This is a genomic window from Oceanibium sediminis, assembly GCF_003265325.1.
GTDB classification, from domain to species: Bacteria; Pseudomonadota; Alphaproteobacteria; order Rhodobacterales; family Rhodobacteraceae; genus Halovulum; species Halovulum sediminis.
On the sequence record NZ_QGNX01000003.1, the window covers coordinates 108050 to 127257 of the forward strand.

At 67.3% G+C, this 19208-nt stretch carries 18 protein-coding genes; 9 read left to right on the forward strand and 9 right to left on the reverse strand.

Features of this window, described 5'->3' with window-relative positions:
- Positions 1-20 precede the first annotated feature (20 nt).
- Genes DJ029_RS09050 through DJ029_RS09075 form a run of 6 tightly spaced genes read left to right on the forward strand, consistent with a single transcriptional unit; the run spans position 21 to position 5461 of the window.
- Positions 21-1058, forward strand: a complete 1038-nt coding sequence (locus tag DJ029_RS09050) for a TRAP transporter substrate-binding protein (RefSeq protein ID WP_112322110.1) — start codon at positions 21-23, stop codon at positions 1056-1058.
- A gap of 25 nt (positions 1059-1083) precedes the next feature.
- Positions 1084-1635 (forward strand): TRAP transporter small permease subunit, encoded by a 552-nt coding sequence (locus DJ029_RS09055; RefSeq protein WP_112322111.1) that lies wholly within the window; start codon positions 1084-1086, stop codon positions 1633-1635.
- On the forward strand, positions 1632-2915 hold the full coding sequence (locus tag DJ029_RS09060) for a TRAP transporter large permease (RefSeq protein ID WP_112322112.1): 1284 nt from the start codon (positions 1632-1634) through the stop codon (positions 2913-2915). Before DJ029_RS09055 ends, DJ029_RS09060 begins: the two co-directional genes overlap by 4 nt.
- A 10-nt stretch (positions 2916-2925) precedes the next feature.
- A complete protein-coding gene (locus DJ029_RS09065; RefSeq protein ID WP_112322113.1) occupies positions 2926-3666 on the forward strand; it encodes a 5-oxoprolinase subunit B family protein in 741 nt (246 codons plus the stop codon).
- Positions 3663-4691, forward strand: a complete 1029-nt coding sequence (locus tag DJ029_RS09070; RefSeq protein WP_112322114.1) for a 5-oxoprolinase subunit C family protein — start codon at positions 3663-3665, stop codon at positions 4689-4691. Before DJ029_RS09065 ends, DJ029_RS09070 begins: the two co-directional genes overlap by 4 nt.
- Positions 4688-5461, forward strand: a complete 774-nt coding sequence (locus DJ029_RS09075) for a LamB/YcsF family protein (RefSeq protein WP_112322115.1) — start codon at positions 4688-4690, stop codon at positions 5459-5461. The genes DJ029_RS09070 and DJ029_RS09075 overlap by 4 nt, the downstream gene beginning before the upstream one ends.
- A 7-nt stretch (positions 5462-5468) precedes the next feature.
- On the opposite strand, the gene DJ029_RS09080 is transcribed toward DJ029_RS09075, so the two are convergent.
- Positions 5469-7499 (reverse strand): molybdopterin-containing oxidoreductase family protein, encoded by a 2031-nt coding sequence (locus DJ029_RS09080; protein WP_112322116.1) that lies wholly within the window; start codon positions 7497-7499, stop codon positions 5469-5471.
- A gap of 221 nt (positions 7500-7720) precedes the next feature.
- On the opposite strand from DJ029_RS09080, the gene maiA reads away from it, so the two are divergent.
- Positions 7721-8386: a maleylacetoacetate isomerase gene (gene maiA, locus DJ029_RS09085; RefSeq protein WP_112322531.1), complete on the forward strand. Its 666-nt coding sequence runs from the start codon at positions 7721-7723 to the stop codon at positions 8384-8386.
- 4 nt (positions 8387-8390) lie between these two features.
- Here the strand turns inward: maiA and DJ029_RS09090 are convergent, their stop codons facing one another.
- The 8 genes from DJ029_RS09090 to DJ029_RS09125 all read right to left on the reverse strand — a co-directional run bounded on the left by DJ029_RS09090 (position 8391) and on the right by DJ029_RS09125 (position 16710).
- Positions 8391-9125, reverse strand: a complete 735-nt coding sequence (locus tag DJ029_RS09090; RefSeq protein WP_198671107.1) for an esterase family protein — start codon at positions 9123-9125, stop codon at positions 8391-8393.
- A complete protein-coding gene (locus DJ029_RS09095) occupies positions 9106-10365 on the reverse strand; it encodes an ATP-grasp domain-containing protein (protein WP_198671108.1) in 1260 nt (419 codons plus the stop codon). The genes DJ029_RS09090 and DJ029_RS09095 overlap by 20 nt, the downstream gene beginning before the upstream one ends.
- Positions 10366-10375: 10 nt before the next feature.
- Positions 10376-11539, reverse strand: coding sequence for an alpha/beta hydrolase-fold protein (locus tag DJ029_RS09100; protein WP_112322119.1), 1164 nt, complete (start codon positions 11537-11539; stop codon positions 10376-10378).
- 115 nt (positions 11540-11654) lie between these two features.
- A complete protein-coding gene (locus DJ029_RS09105) occupies positions 11655-12323 on the reverse strand; it encodes a cupin domain-containing protein (protein WP_112322120.1) in 669 nt (222 codons plus the stop codon).
- A gap of 97 nt (positions 12324-12420) precedes the next feature.
- Positions 12421-13176, reverse strand: coding sequence for an HpcH/HpaI aldolase family protein (locus DJ029_RS09110; RefSeq protein ID WP_112322121.1), 756 nt, complete (start codon positions 13174-13176; stop codon positions 12421-12423).
- Positions 13177-13293: 117 nt separating this feature from the next.
- Positions 13294-14805 (reverse strand): glucosylglycerol-phosphate synthase, encoded by a 1512-nt coding sequence (gene ggpS, locus DJ029_RS09115; RefSeq protein ID WP_112322122.1) that lies wholly within the window; start codon positions 14803-14805, stop codon positions 13294-13296.
- Between the two features lie 4 nt (positions 14806-14809).
- Positions 14810-15580, reverse strand: a complete 771-nt coding sequence (locus DJ029_RS09120; protein WP_112322123.1) for an HAD-IIB family hydrolase — start codon at positions 15578-15580, stop codon at positions 14810-14812.
- A complete protein-coding gene (locus DJ029_RS09125) occupies positions 15577-16710 on the reverse strand; it encodes an NAD(P)H-dependent glycerol-3-phosphate dehydrogenase (RefSeq protein WP_308860937.1) in 1134 nt (377 codons plus the stop codon). The genes DJ029_RS09120 and DJ029_RS09125 overlap by 4 nt, the downstream gene beginning before the upstream one ends.
- A gap of 492 nt (positions 16711-17202) precedes the next feature.
- Between DJ029_RS09125 and DJ029_RS09130 the strand changes: the two genes are divergently transcribed.
- Positions 17203-18108 (forward strand): UTP--glucose-1-phosphate uridylyltransferase, encoded by a 906-nt coding sequence (locus tag DJ029_RS09130; RefSeq protein ID WP_112322125.1) that lies wholly within the window; start codon positions 17203-17205, stop codon positions 18106-18108.
- Between the two features lie 108 nt (positions 18109-18216).
- On the forward strand, positions 18217-19194 hold the full coding sequence (denD, locus tag DJ029_RS09135) for a D-erythronate dehydrogenase (protein WP_112322126.1): 978 nt from the start codon (positions 18217-18219) through the stop codon (positions 19192-19194).
- Positions 19195-19208: the final 14 nt, after the last annotated feature.

A 19208-nucleotide genomic window follows, 5' to 3' on the forward strand; every position in this document is an offset into this window, starting at 1 on the left:
AATCCAACAAGGAGACGACCATGAAACATCTGATGAGTGCCGCCGCCGCAACCGCGCTGCTGACAGCCCCGGCCCTGGCCGAGGACCTGTCCGTCGTGGGCAGCTGGTCCGGCCTGCCGCTGCACATCCAGTACGAAGCCCCCTTCTGGAGCGAGACGCTCCCAGCCGCCTCGAACGGGCAGATCGAGGTGGCGCTGACCACCCACAACCAGATGAACCTGGGCCTTGGCGACGTCTATCCGCTGCTGGGCCAAGGCGTCTACGATGTCGCGATGACCGTGGCCGACTACGCCGTGTCCGACGCGCCCGAGCTTGAGGGGCTGGACGTGCCCCTGCTGGCGCTGACCGCGGACGAGGCCCGCGCCATGGTCGATGCCGCGCGCCCGATGGTCGAGGATATCTACAACACCCGTTTCAACAGCCACGTGCTGGCCATCGCGCCCTATCCGCCGCAGATCGTTTTCTGCAACGCGGAAATCAACGGGCTGGACGATCTTGCGGGCAAGAAGGTCCGCGCCTCTGGCCGCATGACGGCCAAGTTCCTCGAAGCGCTGGGCGCCGAGGGCGTGAACGTCAGCTTCGCCGAGGTGCCCGGCGCGCTGCAAAAGGGCGTTGTCGATTGCGCCGTGACCGGGGCCGGATCCGGCTATTCCGCGGGCTGGTGGGAAGTGTCCACGCATCTGCTGCCGATCCCGCTGGGCGGCTGGGACAGCGTCGTGACGGCGATCAACCTGGACAAGTGGAACAGCCTCGATGCGGACATGCAGGCGCTGATTTCCGAGCAGGTGACGACGCAGTTCGAAGCTCCCGCCTGGGACAGCGCGCAGGACGCGCTGGTCAACGACATCGCCTGCCTGACCGGCAATGGCGACTGCCCGTCGGGTGAGGCGCGCTCCATGACACTGGTCGAGGTGTCGGACGCCGACTTCGAGAAGGCGCGCGAGGTGCTGGTCACCGAGGTGCTGCCCGAGTGGGCCGAACGCGCCGGCGCCGAATGGGCCGAGCGCTGGAACGCTTCGGTCGGTCAGGTCGTCGGCGTGACCATCGCCACCAACTGATCCGCAAGCAAAAGGGGGGATCCCGATGGACAGCAGACTACTGAACGGATTGCGCCGGATAAATCACGGGCTCGCAATCCTCATCGGGATCGTCCTGCTGGGCTGCGCGACGATTGTCCTTCTAGACATCGTCCTGCGGCAGCTGGGGTCCTCCTTCGGGGGCACGGACGAGATCAGCGGCTATGTCATGGCCATCGTCACATCCTGGGGGATGGCCTACACGCTGCTGGAACTCGGCCACGTGCGGATCGACTTCCTGCGCGCCACGGGCGGCCCGAAGTTCCGCGCCGTCCTGGACCTGCTGGCGATGGTGATCCTTGCGGCCACCGTCAGCCTGATCGCGATCCAGTCCTGGCCGGTGCTTGAGCGCTCGCTTACCAACAGCTCTACCGCCAACACGCCGCTGGAAACACCGCTGGCGCTGGTGCAGACCCCTTGGTTCCTGGGCTGGGTCTGGTTCGCCATCGTGTCCTGGCTGACCTTCGTGTCGGCGCTGGCGATGGTGATGCGCGGGGACTACGGCCGCTCCGAAGCCGCCATCGGCGTCTTCGGCGAGGAAGAGGAGGTGCTGAAATGATCGGCTATCTCTCCATCGCGCTGCTGGGCCTGCTGTCGCTGTCGATCCCGGTGGGGATCGTGCTGTTCCTGCTGGGCTTCGGGATCGACACCTTCTTCAGCCCGTTCCCGTTGGTGAAGGGGCTGGGCAACCTCGTCTGGTCCACCTCCAACAACGCGACGCTGATCGCGATCCCCTTCTTCGTGCTGCTGGGCGAAATCCTTGTCCGCTCGGGAATCGCCACGCGCACCTACGCGGCGCTGGACCGTTGGGTCAGCTGGCTGCCGGGCGGGCTGGTGCATGCCAATATCGCGACCGCGACGATGTTTTCCGCGACCTCCGGTTCCTCCGTGGCGACGGCGGCGACGGTGGCGACCGTGGCCATGCCGCAGGCGGAAAAGCTGGGCTATGACCCCAAGCTGTTTTCCGGCGCCATCGCGGCCGGGGGCACGCTGGGCATCATGATCCCGCCGTCGATCAACCTGATCGTCTATGGCTTCCTGACCCAGACCTCGATCCCTCGCCTGTTCCTGGCCGGGCTGGTGCCGGGCCTGGCGCTGGCGCTGGCGTTCATCCTGGTTACCGTGATCATCTGCATGATCCGCCCGTCGCTTGGCGGGGCCCGCCGGGTGTTCCCGCTGGCCGAAATGCTGCGCGCGCTGGTGCAACTGGTGCCGATCATCCTGCTGTTCACGGTAATCATCGGCACCATCTACAAGGGCTGGGCCACCCCGACCGAGGCCGCCGCCGTCGGCGTGGCGGGCGCGGTGGTTATCGCGCTGATGTTCGGCACGGTGAACCTGTCGATGTTCGCGCAAAGCATCCTTGGCACGGTCAAGATCACCTCGATGATCATGCTGGTGATCATGGGCGCGTCGTTCCTGAACTTCACCCTCGCCTCCGCCGGGTTGGGTCGTGAGCTGGAGTCGCTGCTTGAGGGCATGGGCCTGTCGCCGATGATGACCATCCTCGTCGTGGTCTGCATCTACATCGTGCTGGGCTTCTTCATCGAAACGCTGTCGCTGATGGTGGTCACGATCCCGATCATCGTGCCGCTGGTGGTGGAGCAGGGCTTCGATCCGATCTGGTTCGGCATCCTGATGATCGTGCTGATCGAGATGGCGCTGATCACCCCACCCGTGGGCCTGAACCTCTACGTGGTGCAGGGCGCGCGCAAGAGCGGCAACATGAGCGATGTCATGCTCGGCACGATCCCCTACGTGCTGATGATGCTGGCCATGGTCGCCGCCCTGATCGCGTTCCCCCAGATCGCGCTGATGCTGCCCAATGCCTTGCAATGAAGTCGGCGTGATGCCCAAAGACGCCAGCTGGCCCAGCCTGCGCACTGCCGGTTTCGACGGCTTCCTCGTCAGCTTCGCCCGAAGCCTGAGCGAGCCTGCGAACCGCGCCGCGCTGGCGTTCCGCGCGGCGGTGGAACAGGCGGGCTGGGCCGGGGTGCACGAAACCTCGACCTCGCTCGTCTCCACCTACCTGCGGTTCGACCCATTGTGGGAAACCCATGACGAAATGCGCGCCCGCCTTGCGAAGCTGATCGACACGCGGGACTGGTTCGACGCCCCTTTGCCGGAGGGGCGCCGACTGTGGCGCATTCCCACCGTCTATGGCACCGACCTCGCCCCCCAGTTGGGCGAGGCCGCCAAGATGGCCGGGCTGAGTGAGGCGGCTGCGATCGCCTCCCTCTCGGAAACGCGGGTCAGGGTGCAGACGATCGGCTTCGCGCCGGGGCAGCCCTACCTCGGGGAATTGCCCGCGGACTGGGATATCCCGCGTCAGAGTGAGCTGACGGCCAGGGTGCCCGTCGGTGCGCTGACCGTGGCGATCCGCCAGATCGTGCTGTTCTCGGTCACCGCGCCAACCGGATGGCGGCACGTTGGTCAAACCGCGATCCGCCTGTTTCAGCCCGAGGCCGAGCACCCCTTCGTGCTGCGCCCCGGGGATGAAGTGATCTTTCCCGCCACCACCCCGGAGGCGCTTTCCAACATGCGCGACGCCGGCCCCATGGGCGGCGCCGAGGCGGAGGCGTTGAAATGAGCCGCGAGTTGATCATTCATTCCAGCGGCCCCGGCGTCACCGTGCAGGACATGGGGCGGCCGGGATACCTTGGTTTCGGCCTGTCGCGCGGCGGGGCCGCTGACCGGATGGCGCTGCTCGAAGGGGCGGCGTTGCTGGGACAGTGGGCCGACTGCGCGGCGCTGGAAATGGCCGGCATGGGCGGCACGTTCGAGGCGGGCGAGGATATGGTGATCGCCCTGACCGGCGCACCGATGAAAGCCAGTATCGACGGCGCGCGGATCGCCTGGAACGCCAGCCACGCCTTGCCGCAGGGCGCGCGGCTGAGCATCGGCGCGGTGGAGCAGGGCAGCTATGGTTACCTGCACCTCGCGGGCGGCATCGACACGCCCGAACTACTCGGCGCGCGCGGCACCCACTTGGCCGCCGGGCTTGGCCGCGCCCTCAAGGCGGGCGACCGTCTGCCCGTGGGCCCACCCGCCAGGGGCGCGGCCGCCAACCTGACCCTGCCGGTCAGTCCCCGCTTCGCCGGCGGCACGGTACGCGTGGTGCCCAGCCTGCAGACAGAGGTGTTCCCCCCCGAGGAAATAGCGCGCTTCGAGGCAACCGCCTTCACCCGCGATACGCGGGGCAACCGCATGGGGGTGCGCCTCGTCTCACCTGACAAGGGCTTTGGAACCGACAGCGGCCTCAGCATCCTGTCCGAGGTGATCATCCCCGGCGATATCCAGGTCACCGGGGATGGCACGCCCTTCGTGCTGCTCACGGAATGCCAGACGACGGGGGGCTATCCGCGCATCGGCTCGGTCCTGCCCTACGATCTGCCCATCGTGGCGCAGGCGCAGGCCGGGGTGCCGCTGCGCTTCCGCTTCATCACGCTGGAGGAGGGGGTGCAGATCGCGCGGCGCGAACAGGCCCGGGCCGAGGGGTTGCGAAAGCTCCGCCGCCCGCTGATCCGCGATCCCCGTCACATGGCGGACCTGATAAGCTACCAGCTGATTAGCGGTGTCACGGCGGGGCATGACATGGAAAAGGCGGACACATGAGCACGACGGTCGATCTGAACGCGGACATGGGCGAAAGCTTCGGGCCCTGGGTAATGGGCGACGATGCGGCGATCCTCGATATCGTCACTTCGGCCAATATCGCCTGCGGGATGCACGCGGGCGACCCGGATGTCATGGCCTCGACGATCCGCGCGGCGGCGGAGCGGGGCGTGGGCATCGGCGCGCATCCCGGTTTTGCCGATTTGCAGGGCTTCGGGCGGCGGCGCATGTCGCTTCCTTCTGAAAGCCTGGCGCATCTGATCCAGTACCAGCTTGGCGCGGCGCTGGCGATGACACGCGCCACGGGGGCAGAGCTGCGCCACCTGAAACTGCACGGCGCGCTGGCGAACATAGCCTCCGAGGATGTTGAGATTGCGCTGACCTGCTACCGCGCCGCGCTGGCGGTCGCGCCGGAGCTTGTCATCATGGTGCTCGCCGGGACGGCGCAGGAAAGGGCGGTGCGCCAGCTCGGGTGTCGTGCGGCTTGCGAGATCTTTGCCGACAGGGCCTATAACGCCGATTGCACGCTGGTGGACCGCCGCCTACCCGGGGCGGTGATCCACGATCCGGACGCGGCGGCGGCGCGGGTGGTGGAGATGGTGCGCGCGGGCGCGATCATCACGCCCGACGGCACCCATGTTCCCGCCCGGATCGATACCGTCTGCCTGCACGGCGACACCCCCGAGGCGGTGCAGATCGCGGCGCGCGCCCGTGCCGCGCTGGAAGCCGCCGGGGTCACGCTGGCGCCGTTGAGCGGCGCACGCCTCTAACGGCTGGTCACCCGCTGCGCCGCCTGACCTCTACCTCGGCGCCGTAATTCGCCTGCCCGACCGAGAAGGGGAAAGTGTCGAGCGCCGTTTCCGGCAGGACGGCGCCGCCATCGGTCAGCACGTTCATCCCCGGCCAGCCATCGCGCATCCATACGACCCCGGCTGGCATCCGCCCGGTGACCAGCGCGCGCGCGGCGAAGCTTCCGCGCCGGTTGCTGATCTCGATCGCGTCGCCTTGCGCGATGCCCCGCGCCTCGGCGTCGTGCGGCGCGATCCAGAGTTGCGGCTCCGCCTCGCGCGCGGCAAGGGTCGGCAAGGCGCGGCCATGATCGTAGAAGGCATGGAAATGCGCATAGGTGCGCCCGTTGGTCAGCGTCAGCGGCCCGCACTGGCTCCGCGCCGGGGCTTGCGGCAACGGGGGCAGCCCCATGTCCGCCGCGCGCCCGGAAAAGAACTCGATCTTGCCTGACGGGGTGCTGAATTCCAGCGTCGGGTAGGCCAGGTGCGAGATATCCAGCGCCACACGCCCCCCGTTCGCGCGCAGGCTTTCCACCGTGGCATGCCCGGTGACGGGATGATCCAGCGCGGCATTCATCGCTGCTTCCTGGTCGGCCCAGGGAAAGACGTCCGCAACCCCCAGCCGCGCGGCCAGGTCCTGGTAGAGCCGGTGGACCGGGCGCGCCTGTCCCGCGGGGGGAAGGATGCGGTCGGCCAGGTAAAGATGCGTGTTGGTGGACTTCGCGCCGATCTCCTCCAGCCAGATGGTGCCGGGCAGGACGAAGTCCGCCGCCTCCCGCGTCGTCTGGTTCGGGAAGATGTCGTGCATCACCAGCAGGTCCAGCTTTTGCAGCGCCGCCTTCACTCGGTTGGTGTCCGGGAAGGAGGACAGGAAGTTCGACCCGAGCGAGAACAGCACCTTCAGCGCGCCGCTTTCCATCGCCTCGACGATCGCCTCCATCTGGTTGGGGATCCGCGCGCCCGGGGGGCGGCGGTCGGCGGCGGTCAGGTCGTTGAACGCCACGCCGTGACTGCGCGCGCCGTGGCGGGGGCCGATCCCGGCGCCGGGCTTGCCGAAATTGCCGGTCAACCCCGGCAGGCAGGTGATGGCCCGCGCCGCCGCCCAGGCCGCATCGCCCTTGTGCATGGAAGATCCGCCCATCACGATCATCGCGGGGCCCGTGGTGGCATAGCCGCGCGCGAGCGCCAAGATCCTCGCCCCCGGCAAGCCGGTCTGCTCAGCCGTCCAGTCCGGGGTCTTGTCGCGCAGGCTTTCGGCCAGTTCCTCGAAGCCGACGGTATGGGCGGCCACGAAATCGGCGTCGTGCAGCCCTTCGGCGATGATCACATGCATCATCCCCAGCGCCAGCGCCGCGTCGCTGCCGGGGCGCAGCAAGAGCACCTCGTCCGCCAGGGCCCCGGCCTCGGTCCGGCGCACGTCGATGACGACGATCCGCGCGCCGCGCCGCTTCGCGGCCTCCACGTGGGGGAAGGTGTTGGCCTGGCTGACGGTGTTCGCGCCCCACAGGATCACCAACTCGGAATGCGCGCCCAGGTCTTCCTTGGTCGAGGTTTCGAGCGCGCCGGTGATCCCCGCGCCGAAGCCGCCAAGGCCCCAGCAGACCATCGCCGGGTTCCAGTACTGGCACCCGTAGAGGTTGGCGAAGCGATCCATCTGCATCCGCTTCAGCCCGAAAGCGTAGTCGTTCGCCCAGTTGCCGTGCCCCTGCCAGAAGCCGACCGCGTGACGCCCCACGCGGCGCATCACGGCCGCGATCTCGTCAAGGGCCGCGTCCCAGGTCGTGGGGAGCAGCTCGCCGCCGGTCCCGTCCCGGCGCAACGGGTCCAGCAGGCGGCGGGGGTTGTCCACGATGTCCGCCGCCGCATGGCCGCGCATGCACAGGAAGCCCCGGCTGTCGGGGTTGTCGGGGTCGCCCTTTATGCTCACGCCGCGATCCTCGCGGACCGTCACAGTCATGCCGCACAGCGTCGGGTGGCAGTTCATCGGGCACATGGTCTTGAGGGGGGGTGTCTTGCCCATTTACGGGGGAATTCCTTCTGGAGAGGCAGTGTCTTGCGCGCGACGCTACCCGTGCAGAACCGCGGTGTCGGCGGGGTTTCTCACACTCTGCGCGGGGCGAATGTTTTCGGCCGGTCGCCGGGTGGCGGCGCGCGCCCTTCCAAGGCGTTCGCCACCGAGCGGCTTGACGGGCTGTGCCCATGGCGCAAGGGTGAAGCGTGCAGCACGCGGGGGCCTTGGGGGTGCGGACAGAGACGGCGGGGATCATCCTCCATGACTACTGGCGTTCGTCAGCTGCCTACCGGGTGCGCATCACGCTGAACCTGCTTGGCTTGCCCTATCGCTCGGAACAGGTGGTGACCCCGAAGGGCGACAACCGTAGCGCCGCGTTCCTGAAGCTGAACCCGCAGGGCCTGCTGCCGACGCTCGTGCTCGACGGGCAGGTGATGACCCAGTCGCTGGCGATCATCGAATACCTCAACGCCCGTGTTCCGCGCGCGGGGTTGCTGCCCGCCGATCCGATGGGGCAATACCGGGTACGCCAACTTTCCCATGTCATCGCGATGGAGATCCACCCGGTCTGCAACCTGTCGATCGCGACCCATGTCGGCGCCCTGACGGGCCGGGGCGAGGTGGAGACGCGCGCCTGGATGCGCCGCTACATCCCAAAGGGGCTGGCCGCGCTGGAGCGATTGCTGGAGGACGCCCCGGAATCCCCCTTCTGCCACGGGGAGTCGCCGACGATGGCCGACATCTGCCTCGTGCCGCAGTTGTACAATGCCGCGCGCTGGGACATTCCCTACGACCACCTGACCAATCTTGCGCGGATCGGCGCGCTGGCTGCCGCGCTTCCCGCCTTCGCCGCCGCCCACCCGGACGCGGTGCGCCCGGAAGGGGGCCGCGCATGAGCGTTCAGGCCACCAGCTCGTCAAGGTAGGAAGGCAACATCTGGCGCCAGGTCGGCCAGTCGTGGTCGTATTCCGGCCCCCAGGCATCCACCCGGTTCGGGATGCCCTGCGCCCCGAGCACATGCGCCATGCGCCAGGCCTCGTCCGGGTTTTCCCAGCGACCCTGGCCGTAGGCCATCAGGATGAAGCGCCGCCGCAACTGGGACAGGTAGGGGCAATCCTCGACATTCGGCAGGAAGCTGAGCGGCGCGGCGTGGTAGTAGTCGTCATTGCCCTTGAAGCCCATCAGCCCCTCGATATCGTAGGTGCCGCTCATCCCGATCGCCGCGCGGAAGACCTGGGGATAGCGGCAGGCCACCGCCACCGCGTTGAACGCCCCGATCGAGGCCCCGGCCGAGACGATCTCGATCCCCGGGTTGGCGCAATCCGCGCGGATGGCAGGAACCGCCTCATGCGCGACATAGGCGTGGAACTGGTTCATCAGCCAGCAGCGATGCTCGACGGAGCCTTCCCTGTCCGACAGCGCGCGCCCTGCCAGGCTGTCCATGGAATAGACCTTGATCCGCCCCGCCTCCAGCATCGGGGCGAGGGCGTCGATCATCAGCATCCGCTCGGCTTCCTCCGCGTCACCGCCGGCGGTGGGGAACAGCAGCACCGGCTGACCGTAATGCCCCCAGCGCGCCAGAGAGATGTCGCGCTGCAGCCGGGGTGAAAACCACCTAGAAACCGTCTTTGTCACCCTGCTGCCCCTCCTGCTCGCGCCAGGTCTGGATACGGTTCCAGAACAGCTCGGTGAATTCGTCGTGCTCATGGGCGGGGAACAGCGCCGTCACCTTCTGGCGGATCGCGTCGCGCATCGTTTCCGAGCCAAAGAAGTCATGGGCCAGCTCATCCAGATGCCCCAGTTTGTTCTGGCAGAACTCGCGGAACTTCTCCGTCTCGAAGCGCTCATGGGCGATGGCGGCATAGGCGCGCAGCTTCTCGCGGGGGGATATGTCCTTGTCGGCGATCTCGTAGAAGGGGGCCCAGTCCATGTTCTTGCGCATCGGCCTGTCGGTCGCGGCGCAGAACAGCGACCAGCGCAGGTTGGCCTTGATCAGCCAGGGGAAGTGGTAGTGCAGCGACGTCACCTGGCTGTCGGGGCAGGCGTTGGCGAAATCGATCGGGTGCCAGACGCCGTTGGCGCGCAGGGACTCGCAGGAATTGAAGTCCCAGCCGAAGAAGGCGTTGATCGTCAGGGTCATGTCCTCCAGCACGGACTGGTCCTCGGCGTCGAGGAAGTCGATGTCCATGCGGTAGCGGTCATGCAGCGGCGCGCCGGGATCGTAGTTCACCTTGCGCAGCTGCGGGCCCAGGCCGACGCAGCGCACGAACCAGTCGTGGGGCAGCACCGCCTTTTGCAGGTTCATCACCTCGGTCCCGCTTTCGTCGTAGGCGCGGTGCAGGTCGGCGGCGTTGTCGATCCTGCTGACGCCCTTCCAGCCGCCGCCGTGATAGGGCTTCATGAAGAACGGGTAGCCGATCTTCTCTCCGATCTCGTCCAGGCTGAACATCCGGGCGTATTTCTTCAGCGTCTCTTCCAGGTCGTCCGAGGCGTCGTATTCCTTCGGCGGCAGCATCCAGGTTTCAGGCACTGGCAGGCCGAGCCGCGTCATTGCCGCGTAGGAGGTGTGCTTCTCGTTCGACTGCAACGACCAGGGGTTGTTGTAGACGTAGAGGTCGTCGACCAGGATCGCCTTCTTGATCCATTCCCGGCTGGTCGAATACCAATGCGTCAGCCGGTCGATCACCACGTCGTAGCGGACCGGCTGGTGCAGGCTGAACGGCTCGATCGTCACCCGCTCCAGGTTGAAGGCCAGCGTGTCGCCGCCCAGTTTCATCCCGTCCAGCTTCAGCCCCTCGAACAGGGTTTCATAGGCGATGGGCCAGCAGATATCCGCCCCCAGCGACAGTCCGATGTTGACGTTGCGATTTCCCATGTCCATCCCTTCAGCCTGTTGGCGGGTCGAGCACCCACATCAGGCCATCACGTAGCTGGTCGCGCCAGTTGTGCCAGTGATGGCCGTCCCACGTGCTTTGGAACAGAACATCCACGCCCCGTTCACGCAAGAAGCTTGCGAGGGCGCGGTTCTCGTCCGCCAGTCCTTCCAGCTCTCCGGTGGAGACGAAAGCCCGGGTCGGGGGCAGCTCCGGCGCGCGCTGGATGACCTGCACCAGCCGCGCGACACGGTCGAAGACCGGGCTGTCGCGCTGCGCCAGCGCCTCGGGGGCCAGGATGAAGGAGCCGGACTTCAGCACCAGCCCGCCGAACAGGCCGGGATAGCGGAACGCCGTGGCGAGCGAGGCGACCGCCCCGAGGCTTGCGCCCATCAGCACCCGGTCCTTCGCCGCCGCGCTCAAGCAGTAGCGGGCGTCGAGCGCGGGCAGCAGTTCGCCCACGATGTAGCGCGCGTGCCGGCGGCCATGGGGGTATTCGTCCATCCGGTCCCCGGCCTGGATCAGCACCGCGCAGATGGGCGGGATGTCGCCATCCGCGATCAGGTTGTCGAGCGAGACGGTCAGGTCCGCATAGCTGGCGTAATCCTCGCCGTCGTGGATGATCAGCAGCGGCAGCGGCAGCGGGACGGCGGGGTCATGGCCGGCGGGCAGGTAGACCTTTTCGCGGCGGACCTCGGCGAAGACGGCGCTGTCCACGGGCAGGTCCTCGATATGGCCCCGGGGCGCGCCCTGCGGCTTGCTCCAGGCGGGGCGCGCGTAGCCATAGGTGCGGCAGACGGAGTTTTCGCCGAACGGGTCGCCCGCCCGCGCCGGGTTCAGCGGATCGAGCATCCATTCCTCGCCGCCGTTGCGCGTCACGGCGATCTTGTACTCGAAGCGCCCCTCGTCGCTGACCGGGATACGCAATGACCACAGGTCGGTGCCGGGGATCGGCGTGAAGGCGTCGCGATCCTCTGTCGCGATCCAGCGCAGAAGCGCCACCTTCTCGGCCTTGCCGTACCACAGGAAGGTGGCCGCGCCCGGCTCGATCAGCGGAATGTCCTCGTCTTCGAGGAAGGCCGCGATCTTGTCCTCCGGCGGCGGCCCGCCGGCCAGCAACTCCGCAAGGGCGGGGTGATGACGGGCAATGTCGGGGGCGTCGGATGCGGGCAGCACGTGGGAATTGTCCTTGGGAACACTGCCCCCGGGCTAAGCCTGTCCCGCGCCGAGTGCAAGCCGCATCGGGCTGACGTTACGGTGAGGACCGGGCCTGAGCGCCGCCCGCCGCGCGTCACACCTGCGGGGCGCGGGCGAACGGCAGGTGGCCGGTTTTCATCCAGAAGCGCGCGCCGTTCGGTCCGGCGGTGGCGGACAGGGTCGCGCCCGCGGGCAGGCGCAGCCAGGACCAGGGGTTCAGGGTTTCCCCGGACTCCGTAAGCGTGCCCTCCAGCACCAGGATCTCGCCGCCGCCGGGCAGGGGGAAGGAGGCCTCGGCCCCCGCATCCCAGGCTTGTATCGTGACGGTCTCGCGCGCGTCTTCGTGCAGCGTTGCCGCGCGGGTGCCCGGCCCTGTCGGCGCAAGCCCTGCCGAGGTGTCCAGCCGCTTCTGGTCCCGGTCGTCCATGTCGAACTGCCAGAGCTTCACGAAGATCACGCAGCCCTGCTCGGACCCCGGGGTGTGGCTGGTGGTGGGCGGGTTGCGCACATAGGTCCCGGCGGGAAAGTCGCCGTGCTCGTCCTGGAACACGCCCTCCAGCACCAGGAATTCCTCGCCCCCGGTATGGGTATGGGCCGAGAAGTGGCTGCCCGGCGCATAGCGCACGATGGAGGTGGCGCGCGCCACCTCGTCGCCGATCCGGTCGAGCATCCGCCGATCCACCCCCGACATGGGCGAGGCGACCCAGGGCGCGTCCGCGCCATGGACCAGCACGCGTTTGGTGAAGTCGGCATTCAGGGTCATCGGCGGCTTTCCTTCCGGTTCGTAGCTGGGTGGGGGGCTTGCGCCCCAGATAGGGCGTTTCGCGCCGGGGTAAAACGCCCGTCCCGCCCGTGCGGCGCTAGGATTTCAGCGCCGCCGCCTCGGCATTGGCGCCGCGCAGCATGAACGCATGTTCCGAGGCGATGAAGAACATGCTGACGCCGAGCGCGCGCAGCTCCGGCCCGGCGGCGGCGGAGCCTGCGAAGGTCATCATCGCCTTGCCCGCGCCCTGCGCCGCCTGTCCCGTGTCGCGGATCGCGTCGCGCACGACCGGCGCGGCGATATCGCTTTCCCCGTAGCACACGGCCAGGTCGGCGGGCCCGACGAAAAGCCCGTCGATCCCGTCGATGGCGGCGATCTGAGCCGCTGCTTCGACGCCCTCGGGCTCTTCGATCTGGGCGATGACGGTGGTTTCCTCGTCGCTCTGGCGCAGGACATCGCTCATGGGGCGGGTGGCGTAGCCCGCCCAGCGGGTAGAGCCCGCGTAGCCCCGCCCGCCATGGCCGAAGCGTGCGGCGCGCGCCACGCCTTCGGCCTTTGCCACGCTGTTCACATGCGGCACCACGACCCCGAGCGCGCCACTGTCGAGCGCCTGCAAGATGGCCGCCGGCGCGGCCGATGGCACGCGCACCAGCGTCGGCTTCTCCAGCGCGCGGGCGATGGCGAGGCAGGCGTCCATGCGGCCGCGATCGAAGGGCGAATGCTCTGCATCGAGGCACAGGAAATCTAGGTCGGACATCGCCAGGACCTCGATGATTTCATGTGCGGGTGTCTTGACGAACGTGCCGATCAGCAGCTCGCCCGAGAGCATGCGCTGCTTGAAGGTGCTGGGCATGGTATGTCCTTTCCTCGCCTGTCCCCGGGTCTGCTTGGCGGGGTCGTGCAAGGGTTCGCCAATTGCGTGGCCCGGGGCAAGACGTTTCTGCCCGGACCTGCGCCCCCAGTCGTGCCCTCAGGCGGCGCTGGATTTCGCGATCTCGGCGCGCCGCTTGGCCGCTGCGTCGAAGGCGGCGTCCTGGCTCGCGCCCCATGCCTCGACCGAGAAGCGTTTGACCACGCGCCGCAGGGCGGTCATCCGTTCGCGCCGTTCCTCGGGGCCCATGTTCAGCGCCTGAAGGATCGCCGAGTCCATCGAGCGGTAGGAGAAGGGGTTGGTGATCACGGCCGAACTCAGCTCCACCGCCGCGCCGGCGAATTCGGACAGGACCAGCACGCCGTCCTCATCTGTTCGGGCGGACACGAATTCCTTGCAGACAAGGTTCATCCCGTCGGCCAGCGGCGTGATCCAGGCCACGTCTGCGGCCAGGTAGTACTTGATAAGGTCGTCGAAGGGGATCGCGCGCGAGATCAGAGCCACCGGCTGCCATTCCAGCGTACCGAACTGCCCGTTGATGCGCCCGGCGGTTTCCTCGATCCCGGACTGGGTGTCCTCATAGGCGGTCATGTTCCGGTTCGCGCTGACCGAGACATGCATCAGGCGCACCTTGCCGCGCAGATCGGGGTTTGCCTCCAGCACCCGTTCGAAGCTTTCGAGCTGCTCGATCCCGCCCTTGGTGTAGTCGGTCCGCCCGATGGACAGGATCAGCTTGGAGTCGCCCATGTCCTCGCGGATCTTGTCGGCCTTGGTGCGCACCTTCGGATCGGTCGCGCGGCTTTCGATGAAATCCACCGCCACGCCGACGGCGGAGGAACTGATCGCAACCGCGCGGTCCTTGTAGGAAATCAGCGTCGGCGCGCTGCGCTCGCTCAGTGCCGTGCCTTCCGAGATCAGGTCCTCGTCCACAGCCTCGCGCTCCAGTACAGACACGTCGAACAGGCTGCGCGCCACGGACAGGAAGTTCGCCGCGTAACGCGGGATGTGGAAGCCGACGACATCGCAGCTCAGCAGGCTTTCCACGATTTCCTTGCGCCAGGGCAGCACGTTGAACATGTCCGCCGCCGGGAAGGGCGTGTGGTGAAAGAACGAGATCGTCACGTCCGGGCGCATCTGGCGAAGGTAGCCGGGGACCAGCCACAGGTTGTAGTCGTGCACCCAGACCCGCGCGCCGGGGCTTGCCTCGTTGGCGGCGGCCTCGGCGAAGGCCCAGTTCACCTCGCGAAAAGTGGGCCAGTCGACGGGGTCGTAATTGTACTTTTCCTTGAAGCTGTGAAGGATCGGCCAGAACGCCTCTTTCGAAGAGATGTGATAGAAGCTTTTCACCTGCTCTTCGGTCAGCGGCAGGCGCGACACGGTGTAGGTGCCGTAGGCGTCGTTGATTTCCACCACCCGCTCGAAATCAGGGTTGCTGGTGTCCTCGGCCAGCTTCCAGGCGACCCACGCGCCGCTATCGGCCTTACCGAAGAAGCTTTTCAGGGTCGGCACGATGCCGTTGGGGCTGGAGTTTTCGCGAAATACCGTCTTGCCGTTCTCCTCCACCTCTTCATAGGGCTGACGATGGTAGACGATGACGAAATCTGACGGCATGGCGTTATTCCTTCCGATGAACTGGGTGAAGATCGAGCGCGGCAATAGCTTCAAGGATTCCCGCGGCGCCAATGGCGGACGCGTGGTAAACGCCCGGGTGGCCGTTTAGTTCCCTCAGCAACGGTTCTTCCGAGCCGCCGACGGCCACGGCGGGCGTGTCCGCGACCAGCATCGACAGGTCGTTCAGCGTATCGCCCGCCGCCAGGACCCGCCCCGCAGGCACTTCAAGATGCTCGATCAGGCGCATCAGGGACGGACCTTTGCTGACCCCCTTGGGCAGAACGTCGAAATACCGGTTGTCCGAGATCAGGGTATCCGCGCCCAGGGCATTGACCTTGTCCGTCGCGCTGGGATCGAAGGTCTCGGGATTCATGTGGTAGCTAACGCGGTAACGGAACGGCGTGTCCTGCAAGGTCAGCCCGGGGTGCCCGTCCAGTGCTGCGCGCACCTTGTCGCCGCGGTCGTCCCAGGTCGTGGCGATGGCGTCCTCCAGCGCGGGGATCGGCTCGATCAGGCGTTCGGGTAGGACGCGGGCGATGGTGGTGCCCACGTCCCCGATGACGTATTCCGGCCAGGGCGCCTCGCCCGAGCCGCAGAGTTCATGGATGAACGCCGGGTCGCGCCCGCTGACGAAGACGAGGCCGACAGTCTCGCGGTTCGCCTCGATCCAGTCGTACAGGCGGCGGCGGTCGTCCTTGGTGCCGCCGAGGAAGGTGCCGTCCAGGTCCGTGGCCAGGACGAAGCGGGCCTGGGACATGTCACGCGACAGGGTCATTGCGCGGCCTCCACCGGCAGGACGCCGAGGGGCGCGCCGACCGGGTTGGCCAGCGACAGGTCCATCGCGCGCGGCTCGGACTCGATCGGCTGGGTCCAGAGCGCGTGGAACGCCGCTCGCAAGTCGGCCCGCCCGTCGAGCACCGCGTTCACGGTTTCGCAGATCGGCATCGACACGCCCACCTTCCGCGCCAACGTCACGACGGAGGCGGCGTTCGCCTCGCCCTCGACCACGACGGGCTTGCCGTCGAAACAGGCGGCGCGCGCTACGCCCCGGCCCAGCTGGACCCCGAGGGACATGTTGCGCGACGTGGTGCTTGAGCAGGTCAGCGTCAGGTCCCCCGCGCCGGACAGGCCGGTGACGGTCTCGCGCCGCCCGCCGAGCGCCTCGGCCAGCATCTTCATTTCGTCCATGCCCCGCGTGATCAGCGCCGCGCGGGTGTTTTCGGCAAAGCCCGCGCCCGTCATCATGCCGCAGGCGATGGCGATCACGTTCTTGACCGCGCCGCCGATTTCGACGCCCACCAAGTCGTCCGAGATATAGGCGCGGAACGACGCCGTGCTCATCGAGCTTGCGAACCGCGCCGCGGGGCTTTGCATCGGGTTCAGCCGGTCCGCGTATCCAAACGGAAACGCGACCGTCGCCGCGGTGGGATGGCCGAGCGCGGTTTCCCGCGCGAAGGTCGGCCCTGAGATCGTGCCGAGCGTCGTGTGGCCCAGCTCTTCCTCCGCGACCTGGGTCATCAGAAGCCCGGTGCCCGCCTCGATCCCCTTGGTGCAGACGGCGACCGGCGCGTTGCGGGGCATGTGGCGGGCCACCTCGGCCGATACGCTGCGCACAGCGCCCGATGGCACGACCATGATGACCGCCTCGGCCCCGGCAAGGGCGGCGGCCATGTCCGTGGTCGCGCGCAGATCCGCGGGCAGGGGAACGTCGGACAGGTAGCGAGGGTTGCGATGGTGCGTGTTGATCGCCTCGGCGACCTCTGCGTTGCGGGCATGCAGCACGACCCGGCGGCCGGCCGTCGCGGCCACCGCCGCCAGCGCGGTTCCCCAGGCGCCGGCGCCGATCACGGCGATCCGCTCGTAAGGCGCCGCGGTCTCGCGGGGCAGGGGGACTGGGGAAGTCATGTTCATGTGCTCACCTGCTGGCGGTTTCAACGAAATGGCCCGTGCGAACGGGAGCGTTCAGCCGGGCGCAGCGGTCTGTCGGGTGTTGACGAGAAAGATAAAGGTTGCCGTCACTCGATCAACCGAGCGATGTCGAAAAACGACATCATGTCGCGATGGGCGTCTTCGAAAAGTTGAAAAATCGGTCATTCTGCCTGAAATATGTACAGATTCGCTTTCGGGTCAAACTGCCGCAGGCGGTGGCTTTCTCAAGGGCATTTTAGCGAATGGGCGGGTTTGTGTCCCGGTATATAACGCAATAACAATGTCATGAGAGATTGTTCAGGTCGGCGACGGCGCGCGATCCCCGGGTTTCATGGGCCGCGAAGGGCACAATGTTGCCTATTTAATGAACACATTGAGAAGTGTCGCTTTTTGACATGTGGCGCGATCCCCCTAATCCTTTTGGACACCCCGCCGGCGGTTCCGGCAGCAAAAGGAGGTACGAACCAGATGAGCGCACCGAAGGTAAGAACAGCCGTTTTCCCTGTCGCCGGTCTCGGCACACGTTTCCTGCCTGCCACCAAGTCCACCCCGAAAGAGCTGCTTCCGGTCATCGACACGCCGCTGATCCAGTTCGCCATCGACGAGGCGCGCAACGCCGGGGTCGAGCGGATGATCTTCGTCAGCCACCCCTCGAAGTCGGCGATCGACCGGTATGTGCTCGACGATGCGGACTTGCGCCGGACGCTGCGCGCCCGCGGCAAGGCCGGGCTGGCGGATGAATTGTACGAACACGCCATCGACGAGGACAACCACGAGGTCGTCTTCGTCATGCAGGAGGAACCGCTGGGCCTTGGCCACGCGGTGCTTTGCGCGAAGGACCACGTGTTGCCCGGCCCCGTCGCGGTGATCCTGCCCGATGACCTGATCCTGTGCCCCAAGGGCTGCCTGAGCGAGATGATCGAAGGCTACGCCAGCGGCGGCGCGGGGCATCTGGTCGCCACGATGGACGTGCCCTGGGAAGATGTCGGCAGCTACGGCATCCTCGACGCGGTGTCGCGCAAGGGGCCCTTCGTCAGGGCCCGCGGCATGGTCGAAAAGCCAGCCCCGGACGTGGCCCCCTCGAACCATGCGGTTGTCGGGCGCTACGTGCTGGACGCACATATCTTCGAGGCGCTGGAACGGATCGAGCCGGGCGCGGGCGGTGAATTGCAGCTGACCGACGCCATCGTCGCCGACATGGGCGCGCGGGGGCTGGCGGGCTTCGCCTTTTCGGGCATCCGCTTCGACTGCGGCTCGAAAACGGGCATGCTCGCAGCGCAATTGCATATGGCGAAGGACGACCCGGCGTTCAACGAGGTGATCGGCGATCTGATCGAAAGCACGGTTCCACCCACGGTGGTGACGGCGGCCTGACACCCGACCCATGAGTGCTTGGCGAGTTGGCAGAAGCCCTGTTTCCGCGTAAGACCCTGACAGGGCGGCCCCCTTGGCTGCCTGATGGGATGTTGCGGGGGAACAGGGATGCACGTCACAATCATCGGCGCGGCGGGCATGATCGGCCGCAAGCTGACCCAGCGGATCGCGGACACGGGTGGCCTGTCCGGGCAGCCGGTCACCGCCCTGACCCTGGCCGACGTCGTGGCGCCCAGCCCGCCCGAGGGCTTCGCAGGCACCGTAACGCTTGAGGCGGTGGACCTGTCCGATCCCGCCACCGCCCCGCGCCTTGTCGCGGCGAAACCGGACGTGATCATTCACCTCGCCGCCATCGTCTCGGGCGAGGCGGAGCAGGATTTCGACAAGGGCTATCGCATCAACCTGGACGGAACGCGCTGGCTGTTCGACGCGATCCGCGCGCAGAAGGACTATTGCCCCCGCGTCGTCTTCACCTCCTCCATCGCGGTGTTCGGCGCCCCCTTCCCGGAGCGGATCGACGACACCTTCCTTACCGCGCCGCTGACCAGCTACGGCACCCAGAAGGCGATGGGGGAGCTGCTGTTGCAGGATTACACCCGTCGCGGCATTTTCGACGGGATCGCCCTGCGCCTGCCCACCATCTGCATCCGGCCAGGCACGCCGAACCTCGCGGCCTCGGGCTTCTTTTCGGGCATCCTGCGCGAACCCCTTGCGGGGCAAGAGGCGATCCTGCCGGTGCCCGACAGCGTGCGCCACTGGCACGCCAGCCCGCGCGCCGCCGTGGGCTTTCTTGAAAAGGCCGCCACGATGGACACGGCCCCCATCGGCCAGCGCCGCGCGCTGAACATGCCGGGCCTGTCCGCCACCGTCGCCGAGCAGATCGAGGCGTTGCGCGCCATCGCGGGCGACAAGGCGGTCGCGCTGATCAAGCCCCGGCCCGACGCGGCGATCACGAAGATCGTCGAGGGCTGGCCGCAGGACTTCGACCCGGCCCGCGCCCGTACCTTGGGGTTCGAGGCCGAAACCTCGTTCGAGCAGATCATCCGCGTGCATATCGAGGATGAGCTTGGCGGCCGGATCGCCTGATCCGGCAGGGAAAG

Bases quoted from the DNA above. Each gene is read 5' to 3' on its own strand.
- DJ029_RS09130 (WP_112322125.1), top strand. From the start codon at position 17,203: ATGAGCGCACCGAAGGTAAGAACAGCCGTTTTCCCTGTCGCCGGTCTC.
- DJ029_RS09075 (WP_112322115.1), top strand. From the start codon at position 4,688: ATGAGCACGACGGTCGATCTGAACGCGGACATGGGCGAAAGCTTCGGG.
- ggpS (WP_112322122.1), bottom strand. From the start codon at position 14,805: ATGCCGTCAGATTTCGTCATCGTCTACCATCGTCAGCCCTATGAAGAG.
- DJ029_RS09060 (WP_112322112.1), top strand. From the start codon at position 1,632: ATGATCGGCTATCTCTCCATCGCGCTGCTGGGCCTGCTGTCGCTGTCG.
- DJ029_RS09080 (WP_112322116.1), bottom strand. From the start codon at position 7,499: ATGGGCAAGACACCCCCCCTCAAGACCATGTGCCCGATGAACTGCCAC.
- DJ029_RS09095 (WP_198671108.1), bottom strand. From the start codon at position 10,365: ATGGGAAATCGCAACGTCAACATCGGACTGTCGCTGGGGGCGGATATC.
- DJ029_RS09110 (WP_112322121.1), bottom strand. From the start codon at position 13,176: ATGCCCAGCACCTTCAAGCAGCGCATGCTCTCGGGCGAGCTGCTGATC.
- DJ029_RS09120 (WP_112322123.1), bottom strand. From the start codon at position 15,580: ATGACCCTGTCGCGTGACATGTCCCAGGCCCGCTTCGTCCTGGCCACG.
- DJ029_RS09125 (WP_308860937.1), bottom strand. From the start codon at position 16,710: ATGACTTCCCCAGTCCCCCTGCCCCGCGAGACCGCGGCGCCTTACGAG.
- DJ029_RS09050 (WP_112322110.1), top strand. From the start codon at position 21: ATGAAACATCTGATGAGTGCCGCCGCCGCAACCGCGCTGCTGACAGCC.
- DJ029_RS09065 (WP_112322113.1), top strand. From the start codon at position 2,926: ATGCCCAAAGACGCCAGCTGGCCCAGCCTGCGCACTGCCGGTTTCGAC.
- DJ029_RS09070 (WP_112322114.1), top strand. From the start codon at position 3,663: ATGAGCCGCGAGTTGATCATTCATTCCAGCGGCCCCGGCGTCACCGTG.
- DJ029_RS09055 (WP_112322111.1), top strand. From the start codon at position 1,084: ATGGACAGCAGACTACTGAACGGATTGCGCCGGATAAATCACGGGCTC.
- DJ029_RS09105 (WP_112322120.1), bottom strand. From the start codon at position 12,323: ATGACCCTGAATGCCGACTTCACCAAACGCGTGCTGGTCCATGGCGCG.
- denD (WP_112322126.1), top strand. From the start codon at position 18,217: ATGCACGTCACAATCATCGGCGCGGCGGGCATGATCGGCCGCAAGCTG.